Here is a 12,737-nt window from a genome sequence, read left to right as displayed (position 1 = left end):
CTGGCATAGTAAGCCAGTTTGGTTGGTGAGACCAGCGAACTGCCGCATTCAGATTAGGAAGTTCACTGGGATAGCCAATATTGCATCGAAAATCACTTAAACGTCTAAGAGACGAGAATCAGCTTTTAGCTAGGAGGGGGTTACGCACGGCTTTTGGCGAGTAGCAGGTCGACTTTTCCTTTGGCTGTTTTACTGACCGTTTGCATCAACTGAAAACTTGGTTTTTCGACGCCTGAGTTTTCTATCCCTTCGACCATTAAGAGCCAAAGCTTGGCTGTCATTTGCGCATCGGCTAGTGCTCGGTGGAAAACACCGTCGTTGTCGATATTTTTATAGCGAACAAGTTCACCTAGCTTATGTGATGGGGCTTCTTGAATGAGCCGTCTTGCCACTAGTAAGGAGCAAGCAAACTCACCCGAATAACCACAGTTGATTCGTTCAAGATCCGCATCTAAAAATCGTTTATCGAAGGACGCGTTGTGAGCGATAAGGTTTTCGCCTGCAATGAACTCACTAAATGACGCCATTACCTCTTCGCAGCTTGGTGCCGATCGCAACATATTGTTGGTAATGCCGGTGTAGTTCTCAATGAAAGAACTCACTCTGAAACCGGGATTCATGAGTTGCTGAAAACTATCGACAACCTCGCCATTGACTAACTTTACTGCACCAATTTCTATTGCGCGATCACCTAAAGTAGGAGAGAGACCTGTGGTTTCAAAGTCGAGTACGACCACAGAGTTTGCTTGAGGCATAAAATTTTCCAGCTGAGTAATATTGCGCAAGAGTATTATTGAAAGCGACAGAAAAAGAAAGGCGAACACAATGGTGAATATCTGTCTATCTTTACTCCACAAAGTCAGTGTTCGTCGTCCACTGTTTATGGACAGGTACGTTCTGGCTTACCCATCGCGGCTTGTGCGGTAGCCTTATATTTCAAATGTTTTTCGGCTTTTCGATTCATTTCAGTTAAGCATTAACTTTCGATACAACATACTGATTATAAATTGATTTTATAAATTAACTTCGGCATCATTCACGGCTTGATTTTGAGTATGAATATCATCACGGCAAAAAATTAGAACAACTTATAATGCGAGGCTAGGGAACGATGGAAGCAATGAAGAATCATTATTTAGAGATACCTGAAGAAAGAAAATTGCGTATTTTTCGTGAGGAAGATGAAGATTTTTACAACTTCTGGGAAGAAATGCTTGATGAAAAACAATCTTTTTATCAGCAACCTCTCAAAAGAATGAAAGGCGACGCTTGGTATTCGCTTGATTCATTCTTCACTGCTTCAAAATACGGACAACATCAGGCCTCGCCAGCTTATATAAAAAGAGCGCTTGAGTTACTGAATAACGTGTACTTGCTGGCCAATCATTCAGACAAAGTGGTTGAATTCTCCGTTGGGCACCGACATTTTTCGGAAGTAGGTAACCGTTCTATTGCAGGGGGAACGATGGATGCTTGGTTGGATGAAATCTGTTTAGCGATGGCCGCGAGAGATTGGCGCTGCGTAGAGCTGATGACCATCATGGATGAGTCGTTAGTGCGTTTAAAAGATCCATTCGATGTTGCGCTAGTCGAGTTCGTTAACGGTGTATTTAGCAATTCATCAGCGTTACCAGAGTTATTGCAAACTGTGATGGAGAAATCCTCCCCGCAATACTTAGAATCAACCAGAGTGCCATATGTACACTCTTTGTTTATTCCATTTGTGAATGTGTTTGTTGCCATTATCGATGGCGATGAGGCGCATTATCAAGAAGCACTGAGGGATGCGTTAGAGGCGCATTACCAGTTCTACATGAATGAAGATGTTCGCTATTCGCCAAAAGGAAATGTTTCTCTGAAACTGACTGGTCTTGCTGCATTGGCATACGATAAGTATGGTTGGACGATTCCAGAAGCCGCATATTTACCGAAATGGCTTGTTTACGGTGAGCATGATCTTCGTTCTGCGTAAATCACTCTTAAGTTAAATCTATGTCCAATCGGAGGTTCAGCATGGAAGCATAAGCAGAAAATGCATCGCGAAAATGCAGTTTACGCCTCCGTTTTAACAAGTTACATTGTTGAAACTTTGATTCAAAGGACAGAACAATGAGTGCCCACCTAAAACAGCTTTGTCATACCCATCTCCCTGGTAATAAAGAAGATTCTCCAGCCGAACACTTTGTGAAAATGGCAAAGTGGTGCGAAGAAAACAACGTCAATCACGATGTCTACGGCGAGGGCGAAACGGTTCAGGCCTTCGAGAAAAAGGTTGCCGATCTGCTGGGTTACGAGGCAGGGCTTTTTGTTGTAACAGGAACGATGACGCAACCAACGGTGCTTGAAATTGTCACAAGACAAAAGCGTAATCCTATTGTCGCCATGCACGCATCTAGCCATATTCCGGTGCATGAAAAACAAGGTTATCAGCTTCAACATCGCTTTAGTATTTTGCCAGTAGGGAACCCTTATCAAACATGGAAGCTTGAGGATCTCACTGCGTGGCCGGATGAAATCGCAGCCGTTCTTTATGAACTCCCAATGCGAGAAATTGGCGGTCAGCTACCTTCATGGCAAGAACTAGAAGAAATTAAAACGTACTGCGCCGAAAATGACATTCATCTCCACATGGATGGCGCAAGACTATGGGAAACCGCAGCTTACTATCAGAAAGAATACCGCGAGATCGCCGCTAGTTTTGATACGACCTATGTTTCACTTTACAAAGGCATCAACGGCATGGGCGGCTCTATGCTGCTTGGCTCAAAGGCGTTCATTGAACTGGCCTCAATGTGGATGAAGCGCCAAGGTGGCAACCTGTATCACAGAACACCTTATGTGGTGTCTGCGGCGATGCAGTTTGATGAAAGGTTGGCACAAATGCCAGCTCTGTTTGAGCGAACAAAGCAGATCTACAAGATCATTAAAGAGTTCCCAACTTTGGCGGTAAGACCAACCCAGCCTCAAGCAAACATGTTGCACCTTATCCTGCCATTTAGCTGCGAAGAGTTGAAAGAACTCCAATACACGTTTGCCACGGAAAAGGGCATTTGGTTTGGTAACCCGCAAGTCACGGCACATCCAAATCAATCGATCATTGAATGGTATGTTGGTGACTACCTGCTCAATCTTGGTGATGACGAATTAAGGTCGTTTTTCAATCAGTTACTCGGTAATAAGGCATAAACTTATCAATATGCGAGCTTACTAACACGCCATACGTGGCACTTCATGTATTCTTAATTGAAGCGAAGAAGAGGATTTATCAATGTCAAAAAGCTCCAAACTTCACAATGAAGACAAACTGGTTAAGAAGGCACTAGAGATTGGTGGGAAGATGGCGAAGCTACAAGGCTTTGACCTTCCTCAGTCACCACAACCTCTAAGAGTAAAAGCGATTTACCTATTCTTGGTTGATGCCAAACAGATCACCCCATTACCGGAAAGCAAGCTAGACGGCGCAAGCATCAAACACCGACTGGCAGTCTGGATACACAGTGCATTGCCAGACAACGACCCTCTAAAGTAGAAAACCTCATAAGTCATATAGGTCATTAATTAACAAGGCGAGCCAAATGGTTCGCCTTGTTTGATCTTGGCGAGTGCACCGAGGTCTTCTAATGTTTCGTTATCATTGATTTACAAAACAGCATCAAAAGGGCTAAAGATAAAGCCAGAGAAGCGCTACAATGCTCGCGTTGCAAGAGTGCAACCAAGAATACTCATTTACAGAAGCCTTGAAGTAACCATACATGTCTAAAGATTTCGAATTCACTACAGAATACACACTCGACAAGCCATTTTTTGCTGAGTGTTATGATCAAACTAGCCAGCCAGTTAAGTTCCCGCAAGCGTATTTGAAAGGGATCCTCTTTCTAATTTTTGGTGTGGTTTTATTGGAGTTTGAACTGCTACCTAACGGTTACGTCGGTTGGTTCTTTATCGTATTGAGTGTGATTGAAGCGTGCAGCGTTTACTTCAAAAGAACTTGGTGGCTGTGGCGTCAAACCATCAGCTCAAGCCGCGGCAGTAAAGTGGTGTTTGAAGTGAATGCAGATGGCGTGCGCTACAAAAGCGGTAAAGTTGACCGCAGCCTCGCTTGGAATGATATCGACCAACTCGAACAAACTGATTTGGGCTTTATCCTTCACCTTGGTAAACAACGCCAATATATCAGCAAATCTTGCTTAAACGAAGAAGTGATCGCGTTTATGGTAGAGCGGCATCAAAAGCGAGCTAACCAACTCACATCAAGCTGGAATGAGCGATCGAAAAAGTAGGTGATATATGATCGAACATTGTAACAAGTATATGGTCGATTCTGAATCAATGGGGTTTGATGTAGAAAGCTAATAAGGTTTAGAGGTTTCTCTTTCGGACATACTGCTTCGGTGTCATGCGCGCAATCTGCTTACACTCTCTAGTCATGTGTGCTTGATCGGAAAAACCTTGCTCCAGCGCCAACTCCGATAAAGTAAGATCGGGTTGCGCTCGGAGTTGCTCTAAAGTGTGCTTCACTCGTTTAATGCGTTGGTAATGTTTAGGAGTAATCCCCAACCATTTCTGAAAATTGCGCTCTCTCTGGCGCTGACTGATGGTCCCTGTAGGTTGGTCAATAATGTGGCCGACATACTGCGGTTCATATTCCTCAATCAGTGTTTGAACCCAGCGATATAACGTAGAAATCCTTGCATATGGCGAACGCGCTGTTTGCAGAGACTCAAATGTTGCTAGCGCAGAAGAAGCCAAAGGGTGGTCGTCTTGAATCCGCAATAGCTGTTCTAGACGTTTACCAAATAGTTGATAACCAACAGCAGGATGAAAGCGTACGCCAGTCATCACCGCGCCTGGCGGTAGGCAGACCTGATGTGCCAGAATGCTTATAGGCAGTAGGACAACCCCTGGCGTTTGCCACTCACCATCCATTTGTACTTCATTCTGTAAAATGAATACCACACCTGTACCAGCATCACTGAGTAATTGTTTACGTACGGTTTGCGTCGTATCAGGTTTGACGGATGCTGACCAAATGGCTTGAACATAGCCAGCTAAAGCCTTTTGAGGTTTTAAAATATCAAATTCTAAGTTCAAATGAATCATCCTATTTAACCTCAACTTAAAATGAGATAGTGATACACATGTACTTTTCATCCTATTAAGTTGAGGTATAAGCAGCGGCTTACAAGTAAGAACCGTCAAATAGAATTATCGAGGTTTATAGACTCCAACCTTTGGCTTAAATGCCTTAACTATTCGGTTCCAACTATTGATCGCGTTGATCGCAATTGTTAGGTTGACCATAGCTTCTTCTCCAAAGGTATTCAAGGTCAGCTGATAGGTATCATCATCTACTGGTAGGCCAGCAGTTAGTAGTTCAGCCCAGCCTAGTGCAACGTGTTCTGCATCGCTGTAGAATGGCATATCTTTCCATGCACTAAGCCCCCATATGCGTTCCGGCTTTTCACCTAACTGAAGCGCATCTTTACTATGCATGTCTATACAAAATGCACATTGATTGATTTGCGATATGCGTAACTTAACCAGTTCCCATATGATCATGTTCATGGTTTCTGATTGGCTAAATTGTTCATGGAAGTAAGCTTCCTGAGCGTATAGGATTTCTATTGCTTTTGGCGCTACTTCAATATAGTTGAGTCGTTTTTTCATGGTCATTCTCCTTTGTTTTTTACATAGTAAAAAACGCTCTTAGCAAAAGATTGAAGATTTTCGACATGTACTCAATAAAGTTAGATAAAAGAGTGAACGACTAAAGCGAAAAGTGTACCTATTGGAAACCAAGAAAACTTATGCCAATTAACAAAGTATTGCGCTAAATAATGGACTTAAGGTTGGCGTCTATTTTTACTCCACCACCTTCCGTAAACGAGCAAAAGGTGCTGAGTTACCTATATACACACCAGCCGCAACGATAAAGACGCCTAAAACATTTTCCCATTGAGCCTGCTCACCAGAAATGAACGAAATCAGTAGAGTGAATACCGGCATAATATTAAATAATGGAGACATCTTATCTGGACCAAGAACGATAGCGCCTTTCATCCAAAAGTAATAAGCAATCAAAGTTCCAAACAGGCTCATGTAAGCTATTAATGCTAGGTCTTTAAATGTTATGGCATTTAAGCTACGGCTAAAGTCGCCGTGGTACATCGCTATAGCGACCATTTGAATGGCACCAATACTTAACACCCAACGTAACTGCTGAGTTACTGGGATATGAGATGTTAAACGCTTCGCTAGAATTGTGTATAAACACCCACTAATTAAAGCAAATAACATGTATAGATCACCAATATTACTATTGCTGCTAATAGAATGAATATTTCCCCCTGTAATGACGATTACCACTCCACAAAAACTGATTAGTGCACCTAAAATAGTTTTAACCGAAATGGAAGTTTTGAGAATAAAGCCCGACAACAAGATAGTGACAAGTGGTAGATTTGCCTGAACAACCGCTGCGTTCACTGGGGTAGTAAAGCTCATTGCAGAGAAAATAGAGAAGTTTTGGATAGTTACACCCACGGTTGCTATAACAAACAACGACAACATACTTTTTCGTGTGAGCTTGGCTCCATATGGAGAGCGTTTAGTACCTCTTATCAACAAGAGTATTAAAGCTGCAACGGAAAACCGTAACGTCGCTGAATCCAAAGGAGAGACATCGCTATTAATAGCCTTTATTACGTTAAAATTACTAGACCAAAAAAAGATAGCGACAACAACACCGCACCAAATTGATAAATGCTTAGACATAGATCTTCCTGATAAAAATTAACTTGACGCGATAATGCTATATATTTCATATTTGATTTTTAATAGCCAAATTTAAGAGGGTTAATCCCAAATATGGAACGTCACTCTTTGGATGACCTTTTGTTATTCGTTTCTGTTGCTCGTTATCAAAGCCTAACACAAGCATCTGAGCGTCTTAATGTCCCGTTAGCCACGCTAAGCCGGAAGTTAAAAAGGCTGGAAACAAACTTAAATTGCAGACTATTTAACCGCAGTGCACACCACTTTGCGTTAACAACTGATGGCGAAAAATATTATCAACTCTGTGAGCCATTACTTCTTAGCTTAAATAATGTGACATCGAGAATTGCGACTGAGCGTCAGTCTTTAAGCGGAACGATAAAACTATCAGCGCCAATTAACATGACACAGATGTGGTTAAAGCGGTGCGTTTATGAATTTGCAGAGCAACATCCGAAGATATGTATCGATTTAGATGTACAGAATGAAAAAATCAATCTTGTATCTAACCGTGTCGATGTTAGTTTTCGTCTTGGTGATCTTATTGAACAAGACTGGATTGCTCAGAAATTATGGTCGATTCCATTTGCGCTTTGTGCATCACGAAGCAATTTAGAACAACACCAACCGATTACCCATCCAGAACAACTTGTTCATCATCGCCTAATTACGGTAAACAACGACAGCCAATGGAAATTAGTTAATCAAATCACCAATGAAACATTTGATCATCCGCTAAAGTTTCAATTCACTTCAAATGATGTACTACTAGTTAGAGACGCCGTCATCCATGGTTTAGGAATTGCGTGGATTCCAACCTATTACTTTCATGAGCTAAATCATGATCAACATAACCTGCTGCCTTTGTTGCCGGAATGGCAATGCTCGGGTAAAGAAGTATTCATTATGTATCGAGACCGCGATAAAAGGCCTGCAAGAGTTGATGCATTTATTGAACATGTCTTAAATTGGAAAAATCGCATTCAAATGTTTGCTTGAAAGAGGTTTATCACATTGTGCTGTGCCGGTAACCTCAAGTGAAGCTTCATGACTCTGCTTCAATTGAGTTCATTTATTTAACCTCTAAAAGAATCATGAATACATAGGCAGTTAATGGGATTCGAGTTTACAAGTGATTCGGTCAGCTAAAACTCAAGCTAAGTAGAAAGTATTTGCAGTTGTATTTGCCTCTGAAAATCGTTTAGAGCTTTCTCATCCGCGAAGTTCTATAAGAAATTATTAAGGATATATTTGTGTGCGATTTCGTGAAAAAAATTATTGTAGGTTTACTTTTCAGTGCTTCGTCTTTTGCTTCCTTAAGTCAATATGTTCCAGCAATGAATGATAAGAACGGTTATGTAGAACCATTTCAGATGTTTGATAATGTCTATTATGTAGGAGACAAGTGGGTCTCATCATATGCCATTGCTACAGAAGACGGACTTGTTATCATTGATACGCTTGACTTCCCTTACTCTGAGTGGATACCTATCAACCTAGAGAAGCTAGGGCTAAAAGATAAGCCAATAACGCACATATTGGTAACTCATGGGCATTCTGACCACGTTGGGGGCGCCCAGTTACTTCAAGAGAAGTATGGTTCCAAAGTCGTGATGACCAAAAGCGCTCATGAACTATCTATACAGCAATCAAACAAAAGCGAAGGTGAGAACAAGTTCCTTCCTCCAAATTTAGACATAGAGATAAAAAGCGATAGCTCCATGGTTATTGGTGGACATGAGTTTAAGTTCTATCTCACACCTGGCCACACGGAAGGTGATTATTCCTTAGACTTCGCTGTTGAAGATAATGGCGAACAATATCGTGCTTTTATCGTTGGTGGGCATAGCGTAAGTAGCAATGATCCAGAAGTTATTGGCCAGTTCCTGACTAGCATGGAGAAAATTAGAAAAATTTCACTACAGGCACCTATTGTGAACGTTAACCTTTCGAACCATCCACATAAAAATTTCCTTTTTGAAAATAGGAAGAAGCTCGGCACAAGCGGTAACCCGTTTATCAGTGAGGCAAACTTCTTCATGTTCCTTAAGCAACAAGAAGATTTAGCTAAGGGAAAACTAGAAGAACTATAATACCATGGTATACGAGCAGCCTTCGTTATTAGGTTAGAGGTTTACTCTTGAGTTATAGCTAAGGCTTTAATAAGTTGCTCAATCAAGATTCGACACTGGTGGCAGCTATATTGTTTGTCGGTTCTAGTGACAAAGGCGCTGTGCGTAAACATTCGTATTGTGTGCCTTAAACCTTTGCAAGGCGTTACGTGCTTTCTGGAAAAGTCTCAAAATAGCGTACAATTAGCGTTTTGACACAGCGGAAATCATCATGGCCAAAACTGTTCAGCAGCAAATCGGAAACATTGCTCTAGTCGTTGAAAATTACGACGATGCTATCGAGTTCTATACTCAAAAACTTCAATTCACTCTGGTTGAAGATACCAACCTAGGTGGTGGTAAACGCTGGGTTCAAGTTTCTCCTCCAAACTCCAATGGTACAAACCTACTTTTAGCTCAAGCGAGTACACCGGAGCAAACGCATGCAGTAGGAAATCAAACAGGTGGTCGTGTTTTCCTGTTTCTGCAAACTAATGATTTTTGGCGTGACTACGAGTTGATGAAGAAAAATGGTGTTGTATTTAATGAAGAGCCTCGTGTGGAAGAATACGGGACAGTGGTGGTGTTCCAAGATCTCTATGGTAATAAATGGGACTTACTGCAACTGAACTAGAAACTACATAGCACCTGCATAGCATAGTGTTCATGAGGAGTTTCCAACAAGCCTTTAAGGCTCTGAGATATTAGTGCTAATTCAAAGGTTCTCAGAAGTTACTGTATTTCTAAATCACTTTTGTGCAAACAATAACTAGCCATCATTCCTTCTCGATGTATCAACAAGTGTTAGGGCGGCACACCAAAAACAAAAAGGCGAACCAAACGGTTCGCCTTTGTCGATTTAGAGACTACAAAAATTAATCTTCGTAGTTATCGATGCTTGGGCATGAACAGATTAGGTTACGGTCGCCGTATACGTTATCTACGCGGTTTACCGTTGGCCAGTACTTCCAAGATTTGGTCGCTTTAGACGGGAAGCAGCCAATCTCGCGAGAGTAAGGGCGGTCCCAATCTTCAGCTGAAAGATCAACTTGTGTGTGTGGCGCGTTAACAAGTGGGTTGTTATCCAGTGGCCATTCACCGTTTTTCACTTTCTCCATTTCTTCGCGGATAGCGATCATCGCATCACAGAAGCGGTCCAGCTCTTCTAGATCTTCCGATTCCGTTGGCTCAACCATTAGCGTGCCCGCTACAGGGAACGACATAGTTGGTGCGTGGAAACCGTAGTCCATTAGACGCTTCGCGATGTCTTCTTCGCTGATACCTGTTTCTTCTTTCAGCGGACGAATGTCGATAATACATTCGTGCGCTACGCGGCCATTTTTGCCACGGTAAAGAACAGGGTAGTGTTGGCGAAGTGTTTCCATCACGTAGTTTGCGTTCAGAATTGCTACTTTTGTAGCATCTGTTAGGCCAGCTTCGCCCATCATTGCGATGTAAGCCCAAGAGATAGGCAGGATAGAAGCGCTACCCATATCTGCTGCTGATACTGCGAAATCTGCGCCTTCTACACCGTCTTCAATATGCCCTGGTAAGAAAGGAGCTAGGTGAGATTTCACACCGATAGGACCCATACCCGGACCGCCACCACCGTGCGGGATGCAGAAGGTTTTGTGTAGGTTTAGGTGAGAAACGTCTGAACCGATGAAGCCTGGTGATGTTAGACCAACCTGCGCGTTCATGTTAGCGCCGTCTAGGTAAACCTGACCACCAGCGGCATGAACCATTTCACACACTTCTTTCACTTTCTCTTCGTAAACGCCGTGCGTAGAAGGGTAAGTGATCATAATGCTTGATAGGTTGTCTTTGTGTTTCTCGATTTTCGCTGCTAGGTCGTCGATGTCGATGTTGCCTTCTTCATCACACTTAACCACAACCACTTTCATTGACACCATAGATGCTGTCGCAGGGTTAGTACCGTGCGCAGAGCTTGGGATCAAACATACGTTGCGGTGACCTTCGCCACGGCTTTCGTGGTAGCGTTGAATCGCGATAAGACCTGCGTACTCACCCGATGCACCAGAGTTTGGTTGTAGTGAGAATGCGTCATAGCCAGTGATTTCACATAGCTTTTCTTTAAGGTCTTTTGCGAGTGCAGCGTAACCAGCTGCTTGTTCTGCTGGTGCGAACGGGTGGATCGAACCAAACTCAGGCCAAGTTACTGGAATCATCTCTGCTGCTGCGTTCAGCTTCATCGTACAGCTGCCCAGTGGGATCATGCCGTGCGTGAGTGAGAAGTCTTTGTTCTCTAGCTGTTTTAGGTAACGCATCATCTGTGTTTCGCTGTGGTGCGTGTTAAACACAGGGTGTGTTAGATATTCTGTTGTGCGGCGCAATGCTTCTGGAATGGCTGCAAACTCGTTGCCTGCGATTTCAGTTGATAGTGCTGCGACTTCTTCTTTCACACCGAATACTGCGAATAGGGCTTCTACATCTGCCACGGTTGTGGTTTCGTCGAAGCTCACACCTAGCTGAGTACCCAACTTACGTAGGTTGATGTCTGCGGCTAGTGCTTTCGCGTATAGGTCTTCAGTTTGTGCACCTGTGTTGATAGTGATGGTGTCGAAGAAGCTGTTGTGAGCAAGCTCGAAGCCGCCTTTAGTTAGGCCAGCGGCTAGGATGGCTGTCATGTGGTGCGTACGACGAGCAATCGTGCGTAGACCTTCTGCGCCGTGGTAAACCGCGTAGAAAGACGCCATGTTCGCTAGCAGTGCTTGAGCAGTACAGATGTTTGAAGTCGCTTTTTCACGACGGATGTGCTGTTCACGCGTTTGCATTGCCATACGCAGTGCTTGGTTACCGTTGGTATCGATAGAAACACCGATAACGCGACCAGGCATTGTACGCTTGTGCTTATCACGCGTTGCCATGAAAGCAGCGTGTGGACCGCCGTAACCCATCGGCACGCCAAAACGTTGTGCTGAACCGATTGCTACGTCTGCGCCCATTTCACCTGCAGGTTTAAGTAGGGTAGAAGCAAGAAGGTCCGTTGCTACAGTCACTAGTGTTTTGTTTGCTTGCGCTTTAGCGATGATGTCCGTTAGGTCACGAACTTCACCTGTTGTACTTGGGTATTGAACTAGTGCGCCGAACACGTCTTGCTCTGGTAGTGATTCTAAAGAACCAACCAAGACTTCAAAGCCGATGAATTTCGCACGAGTTTTTACCACTTCGATGGTTTGTGGGTGAACGTCGTCAGCAACGAAGAATACGTTGCTCTTGCTTTTACCCGCACGCTTACAAAGTGTCATCGCTTCTGCGGCTGCCGTTGCTTCATCAAGCAATGACGCGTTCGCGATTTCCATACCAGTAAGATCCATCACCATTTGTTGGTAGTTTAGAAGTGCTTCTAAACGACCTTGTGAGATCTCTGGTTGGTAAGGGGTGTAAGCGGTGTACCAGCCCGGGTTTTCCATCACGTTGCGTAGAATCACGTTCGGCGTGAAGGTGTTGTAGTAACCCTGACCAATGAATGTACGTTTAACTTGGTTCTGATCGGCGAACTTACGCATTGCTGCCAGCATGTCTGCTTCGCTTTTCGCTTCTGCCAAGCTCATTGGTTGCTCTAGGCGAATTTGTGCTGGTACGGTTTCGTCGATAAGCGAATCTAGGCTAACTGCGTTGATCGCTTCCAACATTTTCTGTTGGTCAGATTTGTTTGGTCCATTGTGGCGAGCAACGAACTCGTTTTGTGTGCTGAGGCTTTGAAGTAATTCAGTCATTGTCCTTTACCTACTCCTTGGTTCGGGTAACGGATTTGCGTTACTAATAAATTAAATTATACGTCCGAACCTAGAAAAAAAGCTGTTCTCTAAACAGGCTAGGGAACAGCTT

12 protein-coding genes are annotated in these 12,737 nt (G+C 43.4%); 7 read left to right on the top strand and 5 right to left on the bottom strand.

Going from position 1 to position 12,737, the window contains the following annotated elements; genetic code table 11:
• Nucleotides 1–140: 140 nt before the first annotated feature.
• Nucleotides 141–755 (bottom strand): PolC-type DNA polymerase III, encoded by a 615-nt coding sequence (locus tag R7E00_RS11885; RefSeq protein ID WP_262606042.1) that lies wholly within the window; start codon nucleotides 753–755, stop codon nucleotides 141–143.
• Between the two features lie 356 nt (nucleotides 756–1,111).
• On the opposite strand from R7E00_RS11885, the gene R7E00_RS11880 reads away from it, so the two are divergent.
• From R7E00_RS11880 to R7E00_RS11865, 4 genes are all read left to right on the top strand, one after another.
• Nucleotides 1,112–1,972, top strand: coding sequence for an immunity 49 family protein (locus tag R7E00_RS11880; RefSeq protein ID WP_258481980.1), 861 nt, complete (start codon nucleotides 1,112–1,114; stop codon nucleotides 1,970–1,972).
• A 137-nt stretch (nucleotides 1,973–2,109) separates the two neighbouring features.
• On the top strand, nucleotides 2,110–3,186 hold the full coding sequence (locus R7E00_RS11875; protein WP_258481981.1) for a threonine aldolase family protein: 1,077 nt from the start codon (nucleotides 2,110–2,112) through the stop codon (nucleotides 3,184–3,186).
• Between the two features lie 82 nt (nucleotides 3,187–3,268).
• Complete coding sequence (locus R7E00_RS11870) at nucleotides 3,269–3,529, top strand: DUF5062 family protein (RefSeq protein ID WP_005376453.1); 261 nt, start codon at nucleotides 3,269–3,271, stop codon at nucleotides 3,527–3,529.
• 223 nt (nucleotides 3,530–3,752) lie between these two features.
• Nucleotides 3,753–4,280: a YcxB family protein gene (locus tag R7E00_RS11865; protein WP_062731000.1), complete on the top strand. Its 528-nt coding sequence runs from the start codon at nucleotides 3,753–3,755 to the stop codon at nucleotides 4,278–4,280.
• A 79-nt stretch (nucleotides 4,281–4,359) separates the two neighbouring features.
• On the opposite strand, the gene R7E00_RS11860 is transcribed toward R7E00_RS11865, so the two are convergent.
• The 3 genes from R7E00_RS11860 to R7E00_RS11850 all read right to left on the bottom strand — a co-directional run bounded on the left by R7E00_RS11860 (nucleotide 4,360) and on the right by R7E00_RS11850 (nucleotide 6,774).
• Nucleotides 4,360–5,100, bottom strand: coding sequence for a helix-turn-helix domain-containing protein (locus R7E00_RS11860; protein ID WP_170960428.1), 741 nt, complete (start codon nucleotides 5,098–5,100; stop codon nucleotides 4,360–4,362).
• 105 nt (nucleotides 5,101–5,205) lie between these two features.
• Nucleotides 5,206–5,667 (bottom strand): carboxymuconolactone decarboxylase family protein, encoded by a 462-nt coding sequence (locus R7E00_RS11855; RefSeq protein ID WP_042520770.1) that lies wholly within the window; start codon nucleotides 5,665–5,667, stop codon nucleotides 5,206–5,208.
• A gap of 195 nt (nucleotides 5,668–5,862) precedes the next feature.
• On the bottom strand, nucleotides 5,863–6,774 hold the full coding sequence (locus R7E00_RS11850) for a DMT family transporter (RefSeq protein ID WP_258474301.1): 912 nt from the start codon (nucleotides 6,772–6,774) through the stop codon (nucleotides 5,863–5,865).
• A gap of 93 nt (nucleotides 6,775–6,867) precedes the next feature.
• Here R7E00_RS11850 and R7E00_RS11845 point away from each other — a divergent pair, with 93 nt between their 5' ends.
• The 3 genes from R7E00_RS11845 (at nucleotide 6,868) to R7E00_RS11835 (ending at nucleotide 9,519) form a co-directional block, all read left to right on the top strand.
• On the top strand, nucleotides 6,868–7,773 hold the full coding sequence (locus tag R7E00_RS11845) for a LysR family transcriptional regulator (protein WP_213907683.1): 906 nt from the start codon (nucleotides 6,868–6,870) through the stop codon (nucleotides 7,771–7,773).
• Nucleotides 7,774–8,039: 266 nt separating this feature from the next.
• On the top strand, nucleotides 8,040–8,867 hold the full coding sequence (locus tag R7E00_RS11840) for an MBL fold metallo-hydrolase (RefSeq protein ID WP_225455282.1): 828 nt from the start codon (nucleotides 8,040–8,042) through the stop codon (nucleotides 8,865–8,867).
• A gap of 250 nt (nucleotides 8,868–9,117) precedes the next feature.
• Nucleotides 9,118–9,519, top strand: a complete 402-nt coding sequence (locus R7E00_RS11835; protein WP_005388788.1) for a VOC family protein — start codon at nucleotides 9,118–9,120, stop codon at nucleotides 9,517–9,519.
• A 241-nt stretch (nucleotides 9,520–9,760) separates the two neighbouring features.
• Here R7E00_RS11835 and gcvP read toward each other — a convergent pair whose 3' ends face one another.
• Entirely contained in the window at nucleotides 9,761–12,625 is a 2,865-nt protein-coding gene (gene gcvP, locus R7E00_RS11830) for an aminomethyl-transferring glycine dehydrogenase (RefSeq protein WP_017820968.1), read from the bottom strand.
• Nucleotides 12,626–12,737 lie beyond the last annotated feature (112 nt).

Origin of the sequence: Vibrio sp. Vb1755, from assembly GCF_033338635.1 — a bacterium.
Classification (GTDB): domain Bacteria; phylum Pseudomonadota; class Gammaproteobacteria; order Enterobacterales; family Vibrionaceae; genus Vibrio; species Vibrio alginolyticus.
This window is presented reverse-complemented; position numbering and strand designations above follow the sequence as displayed.

Coding starts and splice junctions, on each gene's coding strand:
- R7E00_RS11880 (WP_258481980.1), top strand. CDS start 1,112: ATGGAAGCAATGAAGAATCATTATTTAGAGATACCTGAAGAAAGAAAA.
- R7E00_RS11885 (WP_262606042.1), bottom strand. CDS start 755: ATGCCTCAAGCAAACTCTGTGGTCGTACTCGACTTTGAAACCACAGGT.
- R7E00_RS11870 (WP_005376453.1), top strand. CDS start 3,269: ATGTCAAAAAGCTCCAAACTTCACAATGAAGACAAACTGGTTAAGAAG.
- R7E00_RS11860 (WP_170960428.1), bottom strand. CDS start 5,100: ATGATTCATTTGAACTTAGAATTTGATATTTTAAAACCTCAAAAGGCT.
- gcvP (WP_017820968.1), bottom strand. CDS start 12,625: ATGACTGAATTACTTCAAAGCCTCAGCACACAAAACGAGTTCGTTGCT.
- R7E00_RS11845 (WP_213907683.1), top strand. CDS start 6,868: ATGGAACGTCACTCTTTGGATGACCTTTTGTTATTCGTTTCTGTTGCT.
- R7E00_RS11855 (WP_042520770.1), bottom strand. CDS start 5,667: ATGAAAAAACGACTCAACTATATTGAAGTAGCGCCAAAAGCAATAGAA.
- R7E00_RS11850 (WP_258474301.1), bottom strand. CDS start 6,774: ATGTCTAAGCATTTATCAATTTGGTGCGGTGTTGTTGTCGCTATCTTT.
- R7E00_RS11875 (WP_258481981.1), top strand. CDS start 2,110: ATGAGTGCCCACCTAAAACAGCTTTGTCATACCCATCTCCCTGGTAAT.
- R7E00_RS11835 (WP_005388788.1), top strand. CDS start 9,118: ATGGCCAAAACTGTTCAGCAGCAAATCGGAAACATTGCTCTAGTCGTT.
- R7E00_RS11865 (WP_062731000.1), top strand. CDS start 3,753: ATGTCTAAAGATTTCGAATTCACTACAGAATACACACTCGACAAGCCA.